This window comes from Microbacterium sp. ABRD28 (assembly GCF_003850245.1).
Lineage (GTDB): Bacteria > Actinomycetota > Actinomycetes > Actinomycetales > Microbacteriaceae > Microbacterium.
On sequence record NZ_CP031015.1, the window covers coordinates 791,009 to 806,476 of the forward strand.

Sequence of the window (15,468 nt, forward strand, 5' to 3'; positions counted from 1 at the left end):
CACGGCGAACACGGGCATCCGGCAGGGGCCCGCTGGCTACCCTCGATGTAAGACGCAGGGGGAGAGTCGACCCGAAGCGTCCTAGAGGAGAGTGAACGATGTTCGAGAGATTCACCGACCGAGCCCGTCGTGTGGTTGTGCTCGCCCAAGAAGAGGCGAAGATGCTCAACCACAACTACATCGGCACCGAGCACATCCTGCTCGGGCTGATCCACGAGGGCGAGGGAGTCGCCGCCAAGGCGCTCGAGTCCCTCGGCATCTCTCTCGACGCCGTGCGCGAGCAGGTCCAGGACATCATCGGCCAGGGGCAGCAGCAGCCCACCGGCCACATCCCCTTCACGCCGCGCGCGAAGAAGGTGCTCGAGCTGTCGCTGCGCGAAGCGCTGCAGCTCGGCCACAACTACATCGGTACCGAGCACATCCTCCTCGGCCTCATCCGCGAGGGCGAGGGCGTCGCAGCCCAGGTGCTCGTCAAGCTCGGCGCCGACCTGAACAAGGTGCGCCAGCAGGTCATCCAGCTGCTCTCGGGCTACCAGGGCAAGGAGCCCGCGGGCGTGTCGACCGGTGCCGGCGAGCAGCAGACCTCCGGCCCCCAGGGCGGCTCGCAGGTGCTCGACCAGTTCGGCCGCAACCTCACCCAGGCCGCGCGCGACAACAAGCTCGACCCGGTGATCGGCCGTGAGAAGGAGATCGAGCGGGTCATGCAGATCCTCTCGCGCCGCTCCAAGAACAACCCCGTCCTCATCGGCGAGCCCGGCGTCGGCAAGACCGCGGTCGTCGAGGGCCTCGCCCAGGCGATCGTGAAGGGCGACGTTCCCGAGACGCTGAAGGACAAGCAGCTGTACTCCCTCGACCTCGGCTCGCTCATCGCCGGATCCCGCTACCGCGGTGACTTCGAGGAGCGCCTGAAGAAGGTCACCAAGGAGATCCGCACTCGCGGCGACATCATCGTCTTCATCGACGAGATCCACACGCTGGTGGGCGCGGGCGCTGCCGAGGGCGCGATCGATGCGGCATCCATCCTGAAGCCCCTCCTCGCCCGAGGCGAGCTGCAGACGATCGGTGCCACGACGCTCGACGAGTACCGCAAGCACTTCGAGAAGGATGCTGCGCTGGAGCGCCGATTCCAGCCGATCCAGGTCGCCGAGCCGAGCCTGCCCCACGCGATCAACATCCTGAAGGGCCTGCGCGACCGGTACGAGGCGCACCACAAGGTGCAGATCACGGATGGCGCGATCGTCGCCGCCGCGAACCTCGCCGACCGCTACATCAGCGACCGGTTCCTGCCCGACAAGGCGATCGACCTGATCGACGAGGCCGGCGCCCGCCTGCGTCTGTCGATCCTGTCGAGCCCCCCTGAGCTCCGCGAGTTCGACGACAAGATCGCCAAGGTCCGCGAAGACAAGGAGCGCGCGAGCGAGGAGCAGGACTTCGAGAAGGCCGCGTCGCTGCGCGACGAGGAGAAGTCGCTCCTGGCTGAGCGCCTTCGCCTGGAGAAGCAGTGGAGAAGCGGCGACGTCGCCTCCCACGCGGTCGTCGACGAGGGCCTGATCGCCGAGGTGCTCGCTCAGGCCACCGGCATCCCGGTGTTCAAGCTCACCGAGGAGGAGTCCAGCCGTCTGGTCTTCATGGAGAAGGCCCTGCACCAGCGGGTCATCGGCCAGGAGGAGGCGATCGCCGCGCTGTCGAAGACGATCCGTCGTCAGCGGGCGGGCCTGAAAGACCCCAAGCGTCCCTCGGGCTCGTTCATCTTCGCCGGTCCGACCGGCGTGGGAAAGACCGAGCTCGCCAAGGCGCTCGCGGAGTTCCTCTTCGACGACGAGTCGGCGCTGATCTCCCTCGACATGTCGGAGTTCGGTGAGAAGCACACCGTCTCGCGGCTCTTCGGCGCCCCTCCCGGATTCGTCGGATTCGAAGAGGGCGGCCAGCTGACCGAGAAGGTGCGGCGCAAGCCCTTCAGCGTGGTGCTCTTCGACGAGATCGAGAAGGCCCACCCCGACATCTTCAACTCGCTCCTGCAGATCCTCGAAGAGGGCCGTCTGACCGACGGTCAGGGTCGCGTGATCGATTTCAAGAACACCGTCATCATCATGACGACGAACCTCGGTTCGTCGGCGATCGCGGGTGGGCCCGTCGGCTTCCAGGTGGAGGGCGACCAGGGCACGACCTACGACCGGATGAAGGGCAAGGTCAATGAGGAGCTCAAGCGCAACTTCAAGCCCGAGTTCCTCAACCGTGTCGACGACATCATCGTCTTCCCGCAGCTGAACAAGGCTGAGCTGCGTCAGATCGTGGGGCTGTTCACCAAGCGACTCGGCGAGCGTCTGCTCGACCGCGACATGACGGTGGAGCTGACGGATGCCGCGAAGGACAAGCTCATCGAGGTCGGCTTCGACCCCGCGCTCGGTGCCCGGCCGCTCCGCCGCGCCATGCAGCGCGAGGTGGAGGACCGCCTGTCGGAGAAGATCCTGCACGGCGAGCTCGAGCCCGGCGACCACGTGAAGGTCGATGTCGAGAACGGCGAATTCGCCTTCGAGCACGGCCCGCGCGGCGACAAGGTCGCCGTCGGTGTCGGCGCAGCCGGTGAGATCACCGCCACGCCGGACATCGTCGCGGGAGGCTGAGCGAGCAGAGACGACAGGGGCGGGCGCCGGGGAACCGGCGCCCGCCCCTTCGTCTGTCGGCTCCGGGAACGAGGCGTATCGTTGACCCGATGTCCGACTACACCGTCCGCCCTGCGCGCACCGCCGACATCCGCGGCATCCAGACTCTTCTGGAGCCCTATGTGCAGAATCGGATCCTGCTCGGCAAGGACCTCGTCGTACTGTACGAATCGACCCAGCAGTTCGTCGTCGCCGAGAGTGCCGACGGCGTTCTGATCGGATGCGGCGCCCTGCACGTGATGTGGGAGGACCTCGGCGAGGTGCGCACCCTGATCGTCGCGGACGAGTGGCTGCATCACGGCGTCGGGCGCGCCCTCGTCGATCGCCTGGAGGAGAACGCGCGCACCCTGGGACTCACACGGCTGTTCTGCCTCACCTTCGAGGTGGACTTCTTCCGCAGCCGCGGCTTCGACGAGATCGGCGAGCAGATCGTCGATTCCGACGTGTATTCGCAGCTGGTGCGCAGCCCTGACGAAGGCATCGCCGAATTCCTCGACCTCGCGCACGTGAAGCCGAACACCCTCGGCAACACGCGGATGCTCAAAACCCTCTGATCTTCGCGGGAGGCGCTTATACGCCTCATCGAGAGCTGGGGCAAGCGCCTGAGCGAATCGCTCAGCGTCTGCTCAGATGGGTGGAGCGCTTCACCCGGAGCGCGCACACGGCCCCCATGGCCCAACCCCCACAAGGAGAGATCATGCTCTGGACCATTCTCGGCCTCATCGTCGTCGGCCTCATCGCCGGCCTCATCGCTCGCGCCGTCATCCCCGGCAAGCAGAGCATGGGCATCCTGCTGACCATCGTGCTCGGCATCGTCGGCTCGTTCGTCGGCGGATTCCTCGGATTCCTCATCTTCGGCGCCGACCCCATGGGCGGCTTCCTGCAGCCGGCGGGCATCATCGGCTCGATCATCGGCGCCATCATCGTGCTGGGGATCTACGTCCTCGCCACGCGCAACCGCAGCGTCACCCGCTGACCGACGCCTCCGCGCCGGCGCGTCCGCTTCACGGCGGCGCGTCGGCGCTGTCGTTTTCCCGGGCCTCCAGGGCGTGCCGTCCCGGACGGGTGACGACGGCGACCTAGCCTGGTCGCATGACCGAAACCGTCGCGCGTCGGCGCCATTCCCCGGCGGTGTATCGCCGGCGGCGCCTCGTGGTGCTCCTCGGTCTGGCCGCCGTCATCGCTCTCGTGGTGTGGCTGGTCGTCGCGCCGCCCTGGCGGGGCTCGGCCGCCGACGGCCCTGCGCCCGTCGCATCGTCGACGCCGACGGGCGACCCCGTCGCCACCGACCTTCCCGCGCTCGAGTCCGACGGTTCCGCGGCAACGCCGACGCCGGGTCCGAGCGACGCGGCCACCGCACCGGATGCCGAGAGCTCCGCGACGGCGGACGATGCCGCTGTCACGAGCGCGGCCGAGCCGTGCGTGCCCGGAGACCTGCTCGTCGAGGCGGTGACCGACAAGACCGAGTATGCAGCAGGGGAGAACCCGCAGCTGTCGATCCGACTCACCAACAACGGTGACGCGTGCACGCTGAACGTCGGCACGACCGGCCAGGTCTTCACCGTGATGAGCGGCAACGACACATGGTGGAAGTCCACCGACTGCCAGGCGGAGCCGAGCGACATGATGGTGCTTCTCGAAGAGGGTCAGGTGGTCACCAGCGCGGCCCCCATCACCTGGGACCGCACGCGGTCGTCGGTGGAGACCTGCGGCGCCACCGAGCGCCAGGCTGCGCCGGCCGGAGGGGCCTCGTATCACCTGTACGTCTCGATCGGTGGCGTGAACTCCACGAACACCGCGCAGTTCCTGCTCCTGTGAGCGACAGGCGACGCGAAGACGCGCGGACGAACCGATATATCGTCTGACCAGCCGGTATACCGGCCCGGCCGCGACGTGTGGGCGTCGCGGCCGGGTTAGAGTGGGCTGGTCCTGGACTCAGGAGCACGTACGGTGTCCCCAGCACCGGGTCGGTGTCCCCCAAGTAGCCGACCCATCCGAATCCCCAATCGGTCATCGTGCTTCAGACGGGATTGCGGTCCCCTCGCATCGATGCAGTCGATGCGAGGGGACTCACATGCTGTGAACGATCAGTCGGCCCCCATGCCCCCTTGGCTCCCAGCTTCCCCAGTTGGATCGAGCGGCTTGTGATAGCCCCAGCCCCGCTCGATCGCCGTGATCACACTAACCGTCGTCCAGCGGCCTTGTCCACCGTTTGGGGGACAAGATTTTCTCCTTTTCCGCGGGCCCGGAAAACTGCGCCTCTTCTGTCCTGGCATCACCGGCGTGTCCCCCATTTGGGGGACAGCGGAAAGTCGATGCAGCGACGTATCCTGAGGATGTCCATCGGGTGAGCTGTCGTCGTTGTCCCCAGCAGCGAGTTCGTCCCCAGCGAGCGTCCAGACGTGCCCCGGTGGGCATGGCCCTTCCGCCGATCCTCTCCTCGCAGAGGGTCCCCGGGAGGGCCATTGACGTTCCCGTAGGCTGGAGAGATGGCGGGGAAGAAGCGCGCTCGGCGAGCGACCGATCTCGAATTCCGCAACACCGCGCTCAGCGATGCTCTCCAGACGCAGGACATGGCTGCTGTGGCATTCGCTCTGCGGCACGGACCCACCGTCGTCCCGCTGCTGCGCGCCGGGGCCCGTGATGACCCGCGTGATGCCGGCGAGGTGTGGACCTACCGCGACCCCGAATCGGGTGATCTCGCCCTCCTGCTGTTCAGCGACGCCTCCCACAAGCCCGAGAGCCTGCCGCCCACGGTGGCCCTGCAGTCGCCGGCGTGGCTGCGCGCCTTCCTCGGCCGCCATCGCGAGGCGGTGAAGACGGTGTTCTTCGACATCGCCGGCCCCCACCCGATGCAGGCATCGCCCGACGATCTGATCGCCGCGCTCGACGCCTGACGCCGGCGCGCGGCGCTCGCCTCAGAACTCGGGGACGTCGCGCAGGCGCCCCGACGCGTGGGGCACCAGGTCACGGAGCGCTGCGGCGAGATGACCGGATGACGCGTCGACGACCGTCGCGTAGCCGAGCCGGCCGGCCTCGGTGCGCCGCTGCGCGGCCTGCGTGACCGGGCGCACCTCGCCGGCGAGGGTGAGTTCGCCGATGGCGGCGACTCCACGGGCAAGTGCGCGGTCGCGCATCGAGTTCACCACCGCGACCGCGATGGCCAGATCTGCGGCTGGTTCGAGCAGGCGCACTCCGCCGACGGTGGAGACGTAGACGTCGCACGCCGAGACCTTCAGGTTCAGGCGCTTCTCGATGACCGCGAGGATCATCGCCACCCGGGCGCCGTCCACGCCGCTAACGACCCGGCGTGCGTTCGGCGACGCCGTGGGGATCGTCAGCGCCTGAATCTCGACCGGCATCGCGCGCCGGCCCTCGAGCGCGATGGTGACGCACGTGCCGGGGACCGGCTCACCGTGGCCGAGGAACAGGGCGCTGGGATCGGGCACCTCGGCGATCCCCTCGCCGGTCATGTCGAAGCATCCGACCTCGTCGGTCGGGCCGAACCGGTTCTTCAGTGCCCGCACGAACCGGAGCGAGGTCTGCCGGTCGCCCTCGAACTGGCAGACGACGTCGACGAGGTGCTCGAGGATGCGCGGGCCGGCGATCGTGCCGTCTTTCGTGACGTGCCCGACGAGGATCGTCGGCAAAGCGCGCTCCTTGGCGACGCGGATGAGGGTCGAGGCGACCTCGCGGACCTGGCTCGGATGCCCGGCCGCGCCATCGGACATCGCCGACGACACCGTCTGCACAGAATCGACGATCAGCAGATCGGGAGCGACCTCGTCGATGTGACCGAGGATGGTGGCGAGATCGGTCTCGCTCGCGAGGTACAGCTCGTCGTGGAGGGCGCCGGTCCGCTCGGCGCGCAGCCGCACCTGGGCGAGGGACTCCTCGGCGCTGGCATACAGCACGCGCTGCCCGCTGCGCGCCGTGTGCACGGCGACCTCGAGCAGCAGCGTCGACTTGCCGACTCCCGGCTCACCGGACAGAAGAATGGCGGCACCCGGGACGAGACCCCCGCCGAGCACCCGGTCGAACTCGCCGACCCCCGTCGTCCGCCGCGGGGCGTCTCGCGTATCGACCGCGGTGATCGGTCGCGCGGCGCGCTGCGCGCCCGGCGACACCGGTGCGATCTGCGTGATGATGCCGGTCTGCTCCGCAGCCTCGACGACGGTGCCCCACTGCTGGCACTCGCCGCAGCGCCCGACCCAGCGGGCTGTCGTCCACCCGCACTCCGTGCACCGGTACGGGGCGGTTGTGGCGGTGCGACGGGGCATGCTGCGACCTTAGCCGCGGCCCCCGACATCCGATCCGCTCTCCGTCGGCGAGGCGCTGCAACCCCCCAGTCGCAGCACCTCGCCCCGGTGAGAAAGGTCAGGCGTCTTTGCCGAAGACCTGAGACTCCATGGCGTCGTATCCCTCTGCCTGAGGGTCGCCGTGGCGGCCCCCGGACAAAGCGTATTCCTCCTCGGGCGAAAGCACGAGACGGTGACGGAAGAACAGGCCGAATCCGAGCAAGATGACGACGTACACGACCACGATCGCGATGATCGCGGGGAGGAACGTCGGGTTCAGGAGGAATCCGACGAAGACGATCGCCGCGATCACCGCCGCCAGGATCGCACCCGGCACACCCCACGGGCTCTTGTAGGGCCGGCTGACGTTCGGGAACTTCCGCCGCAGCAGCACGAACGACACCATCTGCAGGAAGTAGGCCAGCACAGCGCCCCACACCGCGATGTTCAGCACGATCGCGCCGGCGACCGCGCCGGCACCCTCGTTCACCGCGGCGAGGGTGTCGAGGATCGCCAGCGCCACGAAGCCGATCGCCGCCCCGACGGTCAGCGCCACCCAGGGGGTCTTCCGCGTGCCGGTCAGGGAGAGGAAGCGCGGGTAGTAGCCGGCGCGGGAGAGGGAGTACATGTTGCGGCCGTAGGCGAACATGATCCCCTGGAGCGAGGCGAGCAGGCCGACGAGGGCGAGGAGAGCGAGCACCGCCGCCGCCTCGTCGCCCACGATGGCGCGGAACCCGTCGAGCAGCGGTTCGCCGGCGACCCCCGTCGCCTCGGCGCCGATGACGCCGGTGTTGAGGAAGAGCACGAGAAGTCCCGTGACGATGAGGGTGCCGCGGGCCCAGAAGCCGGCCTTCGGGATGTCGCGCACGGGGTTGTGCGATTCCTCCGCCGCCAGCGGCAGCTCCTCGATGCCGAGGAAGAACCACATCGCGAAGGGGAGGGCGAACAGGATCGGCAGCACGCCGTGCGGCAGGAATGCGGTCTGACCCGGGTCGGGGGCGATGTCCCAGAGGTTCGCCCACTGGAACGCGCCGGAGAAGACGGCCATCAGCGAGAAGACCACGATGATGCCGATCGAGATGATCGACACGACGATCGCGAAGCGGAACGAGATCGCCGCCCCTGCCGAGTTCAAGGCGATGAACACCACGTAGAGCACCAGCCACCACACCCACGGAGGGAGCGAGAGGCCGAGCAGTTCGCTCGTGATCGCATTGGCGTAGGACGCCGAGAAGTAGACGATCACCGCGGTGGTGGCCACGTACTCGATCGTCTCCGCCGCGCCGGTGACGAGTCCTCCCCAGGGGCCCATCGCCGAACGCGCGAACGAGTACGCGCCACCGGTGTGCGGCATCGCCGCTGCCATCTCACCGATCGAGAAGATCAGCCCGTAGTACATGAGGACCAGCACGGCGAAGGCGATCAGCATGCCGCCGAAGCCGGCGAAGTCGATGCCGAAGTTCCAGCCCGAGAAGTCTCCCGAGATCACGGCGGCGACGGCGAGGCCCCACAGGCCCCAGATTCCGGCGGCGCGTTTCAACCCGCGCTTTTCGAAGTACTCCTGGCCCGCTCGCGTATAGGTTGCTCCCGCGACCTTCTGGGGCTCGCTCTTCGACTGTGACATCGGTCCTCCGTGCGCTCGGGTGCGGCGAGGGTGTGCGCCTTGCGGATGATTGTGGACCCAATGGTGGGCTGTGTCTACCTTTATCTCGACCGGCCCGGTTACAGTGGTCGCGACCGGACCCACGTTCGACGGCGCTGGAGCCGCCTGACGGTGGGGGAGTGCTGCACCACAGTGAGGAGCAAGGATGCCGGGAAACATGACTCCGTCCGAGTTGGCGGCGGCCATCGCGGCCGGTGAGATCGACACGGTCATCGTCGGTTTCGCCGATGCCCAGGGGCGCCTGGTCGGCAAGCGGGTATCGGCACGGCTGTTTCAGGAGGAGGTGCTGCACCACGGCGCCGAAGCGTGCAACTACCTCCTCTCGGTCGACGTCGACATGAACACCGTCGACGGCTACACGATGGCCAGCTGGGAGACCGGCTACGGCGACATGATGCTGCTGCCCGATGTCGAGACCCTGCGCCGCATCCCCTGGCAGCCGGGCACCGCGCTGGTCATGGCCGACCTCGGGTGGGAGGGCGGCGAGCCTGTCGCGCAGTCGCCCCGAGCCATTCTGCAGGCGCAGCGCGCCCGCCTCGCCGAGCGCGGGCTCGTCGGCTACAGCGGCACGGAGCTGGAGTTCATGGTCTTCGACGAGAGCTACCGCTCCGCGTGGGCCAAGGGGTATCGCGACCTCACGCCCTCCACCGACTACAACGTCGACTACGACATCCTCGCCTCCACCCGATTGGAGCCGCTGCTGCGCGACATCCGGCTCGGAATGGACGGGGCGGGCATGTACTGCGAGGGCGTGAAGGGCGAATGCAACCTCGGGCAGCAGGAGATCGCGTTCCGCTTCGCCGAGGTGCTCGAGACCGCCGACCAGCACACCATCTACAAGACGGGTGCGAAGCAGATCGCCGACCAGCACGGCAAGGCGATCACCTTCATGGCGAAGTTCAACGAGCGCGAGGGCAACAGCTGCCACATCCACCTTTCGGTGCGCTCGGAGGCGGGGGAGCCGGTGATGTCCGGCGACGGCCCTCACGGGTTCAGTCCGCTGATGCAGTCGTGGATCGCCGGGATCCTCGCGACGCTCCGCGAGTTCACCCTGCTCTACGCCCCGACCATCAACTCGTACAAGCGCTTCGCCAAAGGCAGCTTCGCGCCGACCGGCATCGCGTGGGGGGTGGACAACCGCACCTGCGCGCTCCGCGTGGTCGGGCACGGCTCGTCGCTGCGCGTGGAGAACCGGGTGCCCGGCGGCGACGTGAACCCCTATATGGCGATCTCTGCGATCATCGCCGGCGGCCTCCACGGGCTCGAGCACGAGCTGCCGCTTCCCGACCCGCTGCGCGGCAACGCCTACGCCGCCGGCGTCGACCATCTGCCGACGACCCTCAGCGAGGCGGCGCGGCTCTTCGACGAGTCCGCGATCGCGCGGGCGGCGTTCGGCGACGAGGTCGTCGAGCACTACCTCAATCAGGCGCGCATCGAGGTCGAGGCCTACGACGCCGCCGTGACCGACTGGGAGCGGGTGCGTGGTTTCGAGCGGCTCTGACGACACCGGCGGCGGCGCGCGGACGAGGCGGCCCGTCATCGGCCTCACCACCTACCTCGAGCAGGCCGCCCAGGGGGTGTGGGATGTGCGCGCCGCCTTCCTCCCCGAGGTGTACTTCGACGCCGTGACCGCCTCCGGTGGGATCGCGGTGCTCCTTCCCCCGCAGTCGGCGCCCGACGACGCCGCGCCCGCGGTGCTCGACGGACTCGACGGGCTGATCCTCACCGGCGGGGTCGACGTGCAGCCCGAGCTGTACGGCGCGCCGCGGCATCCGCTCACCGACCCGGCCCGCGCCGACCGCGACGCCTGGGAGCTGGCGCTGTTCGCGGGGGCGGAAGAGAGGCGGATGCCGGTGCTGGCGATCTGTCGCGGGATGCAGGTGGTCAACGTCGCGCGCGGCGGCAGCCTGCATCAGCACCTCCCCGATGTGCTCGGCACCGAGAAGTACCGCCTCGGCAACGGAGTCTTCGCGACCAACCCGGCCGAGGTCGAGGCCGGCTCGCGGCTCGCGGAGCTCGTCGGGGCCGGCACGCAGGAGGTGCACAGCTACCACCACCAGGGCATCGATCGCCTCGGCGACGGGCTCGCCGTCACCGCGCGGACCGACGACGGGCTGGTCTACGCCGTCGAGGGCACCGGCGACGGGTACCTGCTCGGCGTGCAGTGGCATCCCGAACAGAACCTCGATGACCGCCGGCTCTTCGCCGGACTCGTGCGCGAGGCAGCCGACTACCGCGCGCGCTCGCGCGCTTCGCACCCCGAGCAGGAGGTGTCCGCATGAGCGACACGATCACCCTCGTCAACCCCGCCACCGGACGGGCGTTCCACGAGATCCCGCGCGCCGGTCTCGCCGAGGTCGACGCCGCGATCGCGAGTGCCGTGGTGGCGCAGCGGGCCTGGGCAGCGCTCGCCCCCGGTGCCCGAGCCGACGCCCTCCGCGCCTTCGCGCGCGTGGTCGAGGCCCACGTCGACGAGCTCGCCGCTCTCGAGGTCGAGAACTCCGGCCACCCGATCGGGTCGGCGAGGTGGGAGGCCTCGCACGTCGCGCAGGTGCTGAACTACTACGCCGCCTCGCCCGAGCGCCTGATCGGCCAGCAGATCCCCGTCGCCGGGGGACTGGATGTCACCTTCCACGAGCCCTACGGCGTGGTGGGAATCATCGTGCCGTGGAACTTCCCGATGACGATCGCCTCGTGGGGGTTCGCGCCCGCGCTCGCCGCCGGCAACGCGGTGGTGCTGAAGCCGGCCGAGCTGACGCCGCTCACCGCCATCCGTCTCGGTGAGCTCGCCCTCGACGCCGGCCTTCCCGACGGGCTCTTCCAGGTCGTCACCGGATCGGGCTCCGTCGTCGGACAGCGGTTCGTCAGCCACCCCGACGTCCGCAAGGTCGTCTTCACGGGGTCCACCGAGGTGGGGACGGATGTCGCGGCGGGCTGTGCCCGCATGCTGAAGCCGGTGACGCTCGAGCTCGGCGGCAAGTCGGCCAACATCGTCTTCGCCGACGCCGACCTCGAACGCGCCGCCGCGAGTGCACCCGGATCGGTCTTCGACAACGCCGGGCAGGACTGCTGCGCCCGCAGCCGCCTCCTCGTCGAACGCTCGGTCTACGACCGGTTCCTCGCGCTTCTCGAGCCTGCCGTCCAGGCGTGGCGGGTCGGCGACCCCGCATCGCCCGACACCGACATGGGCCCCCTCATCTCGGCCGCGCACCGTGACACGGTCGCCGGGTTTCTCGACGGCGCCGACGTCGCCTTCCGCGGGGCGGCGCCGGGTGGCGAGGGGTTCTGGTTCGCGCCCACGGTGGTGCTCGCCTCCCCCGGCGACCGGATCGCGCAGGAGGAGGTCTTCGGACCCGTCGTCGCGGTGCTGCCGTTCGACGACGAGGCCGACGCGATCCGTCTTGCCAACGACACGATCTACGGCCTCGCCGGGTCGCTGTGGACCGAGAACCTCGGCCGCGCCGTCCGCGTCGCCCGGGGGGTGAAGAGCGGCGTGCTGTCGGTGAACTCGCACTCCTCGGTGCGGTACGCCACCCCGTTCGGCGGGATGAAGGCCTCCGGCCTCGGGCGCGAGCTCGGGCCCGACGCCGCCGAGCATTTCACCGAGACCAAGAACGTCTTCTTCGCCACCGACTGACCCGCACGACCCGAACAGGAAACACCCATGGACCTCACCCAACGCCTCGCCGACCGGGTCGCCATCGTCACCGGTGGTGCGAGCGGCATCGGCCTCGCCACCGCCCGCCGCTTCGCCGCCGAAGGCGCCCGCGTCGTGATCGCCGACGTCGACCCCGCGTCGGGCGAGCGGGCGGCCGCCGAGGTGGACGGGCTCTTCCGTCCGGTCGACGTCGCCGACGAGGCATCCGTCAATCAGCTCTTCGACTCGGTCGCGGGCGATCTCGGGCGCCTCGACATCGCCTTCAACAACGCCGGCATCTCGCCCGCCGACGACGACTCAATCGAGACGACGGAGCTCCCCGCGTGGGACCGGGTGCAGGACGTCAACCTCAAGAGCGTGTATCTGTGCTCGCGCGCGGCGCTGCGCCACATGGTGCCGGCGGGGCGCGGATCGATCATCAACACCGCGTCGTTCGTGGCGCTGCTGGGATCGGCGACCTCGCAGATCTCGTACACGGCCTCGAAGGGCGGGGTGCTCGCGATGACGCGCGAGCTCGGAGTGCAGTTCGCACGGCAGGGCATCCGCGTGAACGCCCTCTGCCCGGGGCCGGTGAACACACCGCTCCTGCGCGAGCTCTTCGCGAAAGACCCCGAGCGTGCACAGCGTCGCCTCATCCACGTGCCGATGGGCCGGTTCGCCGAGCCCGAGGAGATGGCCGCGGCGGTGGCCTTCCTCGCCTCCGACGACGCCTCGTTCATCACCGCCACCGCGTTCGTCGTCGACGGCGGCATCACCAACGCGTATGTCACCCCCCTGTAGGTGAGTGCCGTGTCCGTCGAGGTGCCCCTCCCCGCTGTGCGGCGCGCGGTCTACCGGCCGGTGCGCGGGGGGAACGCCCTCGAAGACACGATCGCGCGGCTCATCCAGACCGTGCGGCTCGGCGTCGTCGCGCCGGGGGAGTCGCTGCCGCCCGAGCGCGAGCTCGCCGGGCTCTACGGGGTCAGCCGCGACACCGTGCGCGAGGCGATCCGCGAGCTCGCCGACACCGGATATCTCGTGCGGAGGCGCGGCCGGTACGGCGGCACGTTCGTCGCCGACCCGCTTCCGCAGCCGGCGTCGGTCGCGGTGAGCGCGACCGAGCTCGAAGACGTGCTGGGCCTTCGACGGGTGCTCGAAGCGGGTGCGGCGCGCACCGCCGCCGGGCGCACCCTCGACCCGGAGGCACGCGCCGAGCTGTGGGCCCGGCACGAGGAGGCCGCGCTCGTCGGCACCGGCGACTACCGCCGGCTCGACACGCTGCTGCACCTGACGATCGCCGAGCTCGCCGCCGTGCCCTCGCTCGTCGCCCTCATCGCCGAGAACCGGGCGCAGGTCAACGTCTGGCTCGACGCGTTTCCGCTCCTTCCCCGCAACATCGAGCACTCCAACGCCCAGCACGAGGCGATCGTCACCGCGATCCTGGCCGGGCGAGCGGATGCCGCCGAGGCGGCCGTCCTCGAACACCTCGCCGGGTCGGAGGCACTCCTTCGCGGGTTCCTCGGCTGAGGGCTCTGCGTTCTACGGCAGTGCGCGTGCGACGTCGTGGATCGCTGCGGCCGAGCGGTGGAACAGCTCCAGTTCGTGGTCGGAGAAGGTCGTCTCACGCACCGGTGTCGCGCCGGACGCGCTGACGATCGAGGGGACAGAGAGGGCGACCCCGTCGACCCCGTGGAAGTCGCGCAGCACCGTCGAGACCGGCATCACCGCGTGCTCATCACCGAGGACCGCCTCGATGATGCGGGCACTGGAGAGGCCGATGGCGTAGTTCGTCGCGCCCTTCCCCTGGATGACCTTGTATGCGGCATCCCTCACGTCCACCGCGATCTCGTCGAGCTCGGTCTGCGTCATCGGCGGATGACCCGCGGCCTGCCACTCGCGGATCGGCACGGTGCCGATCGTCGCGCGCGACCACAGCGGGAACTCGGTGTCGCCGTGCTCGCCGACGATGTAGGCATGCACGCTCGACGTCGACACCCCCGCGCGCTGCGCGAGCTTCCACCGCAGCCGCGAGGTGTCGAGCACCGTGCCCGAGGCGAAGATGCGCTCGGGTGGAAGCCCGGTCTCCTGCTGCGCGCGGACGGTCAGCACGTCGCAGGGGTTCGTGACGATGACGTAGATGGCGTTCGGGGCGACCTCGAGGAGGTCGGGGAGCATGCGCTGGAGGATGCCGGCGTTCACGCCCGCGAGGTCGATGCGCGTCTGGCCGGGGTCCTGCTTGGCGCCGGCGGTGATGACGATGACGTGCGACCCCTCGGCGACCGAGATGTCGCTGCCGCCCGTGATGTCGCTCCGCCCGGTGAACTGCGTGCCGTGGGCGAGGTCGAGCACTTCGGCGTCGACCTTCGCGGTGGCGATGTCGTAGAGGGCGACGTGGCGGGCCGAGCCCCGGATCAGTGCGGCGTAGGCGGTGCTCGCCCCGACGCTTCCCGCGCCGACGATGGTGACCTTGGAGTTCTCGATGACCGCCATGCGCTCAGTCTCCCAGCCGGCCGTGCGCGGGTGTGGCCCGATCTCTCGTCGCCGAGCGAGCGGCGCGGCCGTGGCGGTGCGCCGGTCCGTGGCATCCATCCTCACCGCCCTTCCGGCGTCTGCACTTCTCCCGTCAGCTTTCGCCCCTCCCTCGGCTCTCCGAGGGCAGAAGCTGCCGGGAGAGGGAGGGTCGGATGCCGCGATTCGCGACCGACCGCGGCGTGTCGTAGACTCTTCGGCGGTGACGTGTCCGAGCGGCCGAAGGTGCAACTCTCGAAAAGTTGTGTAGGGTAACCCCCTACCGTGGGTTCAAATCCCACCGTCACCGCCAGAGAACCCCCGTTTATCGGGGGTTTTCCTTTTTCGCTTGGGGCTCGTGCGAAGGAGTCGGGAAAGACTGAGGGCGGAACGCCCGGTTCAGCCTGGTCGGCAGTCTCGGACGCCACCGATGTCGAGCGCTTCGCCATCGCCGGGATCCGCGGAACTGCGCCGAACGGGTGGAGACTTCGGTGGAGCAGCCGCCATCCCGAAGTTCGACGCCCGCCCACCACCGAGTCCTACGGTGGGTGTCTCGCCCATCGTAGGGTGGTCCACTCGATGCAGGGTCGAGCCGACGTTCGCGCAGTCCCGGGGGACGCAGCCTCCTCCCGATGCCAGCCCGCCCCGCGAACAGGGATCGCGCGGAGAATCGCATCGAAGCGTTCGGCAACTGCCTAC

Annotated in this window: 13 protein-coding genes and 1 tRNA gene; 11 read left to right on the top strand and 3 right to left on the bottom strand. The window is 69.4% G+C overall.

Annotated features, from left to right (window positions below; all coding sequences use genetic code 11):
- Nucleotides 1–98 precede the first annotated feature (98 nt).
- From DT073_RS03995 to DT073_RS04015, 5 genes are all read left to right on the top strand, one after another.
- Entirely contained in the window at nt 99–2,624 is a 2,526-nt protein-coding gene (locus DT073_RS03995) for an ATP-dependent Clp protease ATP-binding subunit (RefSeq protein WP_124292217.1), read from the top strand.
- 89 nt (nt 2,625–2,713) lie between these two features.
- Nucleotides 2,714–3,217, top strand: coding sequence for an amino-acid N-acetyltransferase (locus DT073_RS04000; RefSeq protein ID WP_124292218.1), 504 nt, complete (start codon nt 2,714–2,716; stop codon nt 3,215–3,217).
- Between the two features lie 143 nt (nt 3,218–3,360).
- Complete coding sequence (locus DT073_RS04005) at nt 3,361–3,639, top strand: GlsB/YeaQ/YmgE family stress response membrane protein (protein ID WP_124292219.1); 279 nt, start codon at nt 3,361–3,363, stop codon at nt 3,637–3,639.
- Between the two features lie 116 nt (nt 3,640–3,755).
- The gene (locus DT073_RS04010; RefSeq protein ID WP_124292220.1) at nt 3,756–4,481 is read left to right on the top strand and encodes a hypothetical protein; all 726 of its coding nucleotides are present in this window, start codon (nt 3,756–3,758) and stop codon (nt 4,479–4,481) included.
- 671 nt (nt 4,482–5,152) lie between these two features.
- The gene (locus DT073_RS04015; RefSeq protein ID WP_124292221.1) at nt 5,153–5,560 is read left to right on the top strand and encodes a dehydrogenase; all 408 of its coding nucleotides are present in this window, start codon (nt 5,153–5,155) and stop codon (nt 5,558–5,560) included.
- A 21-nt stretch (nt 5,561–5,581) separates the two neighbouring features.
- Here the strand turns inward: DT073_RS04015 and radA are convergent, their stop codons facing one another.
- Together radA and DT073_RS04025 are read right to left on the bottom strand one after the other, a co-directional pair.
- Nucleotides 5,582–6,943, bottom strand: coding sequence for a DNA repair protein RadA (gene radA / locus DT073_RS04020; RefSeq protein WP_124292222.1), 1,362 nt, complete (start codon nt 6,941–6,943; stop codon nt 5,582–5,584).
- A 97-nt stretch (nt 6,944–7,040) separates the two neighbouring features.
- On the bottom strand, nt 7,041–8,585 hold the full coding sequence (locus DT073_RS04025; RefSeq protein WP_124292223.1) for an amino acid permease: 1,545 nt from the start codon (nt 8,583–8,585) through the stop codon (nt 7,041–7,043).
- 184 nt (nt 8,586–8,769) lie between these two features.
- Here DT073_RS04025 and DT073_RS04030 point away from each other — a divergent pair, with 184 nt between their 5' ends.
- The 5 genes from DT073_RS04030 to DT073_RS04050 are packed head-to-tail and all read left to right on the top strand — an operon-like array spanning nt 8,770 to nt 13,788.
- The gene (locus tag DT073_RS04030; protein WP_124292224.1) at nt 8,770–10,125 is read left to right on the top strand and encodes a glutamine synthetase family protein; all 1,356 of its coding nucleotides are present in this window, start codon (nt 8,770–8,772) and stop codon (nt 10,123–10,125) included.
- Nucleotides 10,106–10,906 carry a gamma-glutamyl-gamma-aminobutyrate hydrolase family protein gene (locus tag DT073_RS04035; RefSeq protein WP_124292225.1) on the top strand — a complete coding sequence of 267 codons (801 nt, stop codon included), beginning with the start codon at nt 10,106–10,108 and terminating at the stop codon, nt 10,904–10,906. The genes DT073_RS04030 and DT073_RS04035 overlap by 20 nt, the downstream gene beginning before the upstream one ends.
- Nucleotides 10,903–12,261 (top strand): aldehyde dehydrogenase family protein, encoded by a 1,359-nt coding sequence (locus DT073_RS04040; RefSeq protein ID WP_124292226.1) that lies wholly within the window; start codon nt 10,903–10,905, stop codon nt 12,259–12,261. The genes DT073_RS04035 and DT073_RS04040 overlap by 4 nt, the downstream gene beginning before the upstream one ends.
- Nucleotides 12,262–12,288: 27 nt before the next feature.
- The gene (locus DT073_RS04045; protein WP_124292227.1) at nt 12,289–13,062 is read left to right on the top strand and encodes a 3-oxoacyl-ACP reductase; all 774 of its coding nucleotides are present in this window, start codon (nt 12,289–12,291) and stop codon (nt 13,060–13,062) included.
- Between the two features lie 9 nt (nt 13,063–13,071).
- Complete coding sequence (locus tag DT073_RS04050; RefSeq protein WP_124294338.1) at nt 13,072–13,788, top strand: FadR/GntR family transcriptional regulator; 717 nt, start codon at nt 13,072–13,074, stop codon at nt 13,786–13,788.
- Between the two features lie 12 nt (nt 13,789–13,800).
- Here the strand turns inward: DT073_RS04050 and DT073_RS04055 are convergent, their stop codons facing one another.
- Nucleotides 13,801–14,751 (bottom strand): L-lactate dehydrogenase, encoded by a 951-nt coding sequence (locus DT073_RS04055; protein ID WP_124292228.1) that lies wholly within the window; start codon nt 14,749–14,751, stop codon nt 13,801–13,803.
- Between the two features lie 240 nt (nt 14,752–14,991).
- Between DT073_RS04055 and DT073_RS04060 the strand changes: the two genes are divergently transcribed.
- Nucleotides 14,992–15,082: transfer RNA gene (locus DT073_RS04060), tRNA-Ser, on the top strand.
- The last annotated feature ends 386 nt before the right edge of the window (nt 15,083–15,468 follow it).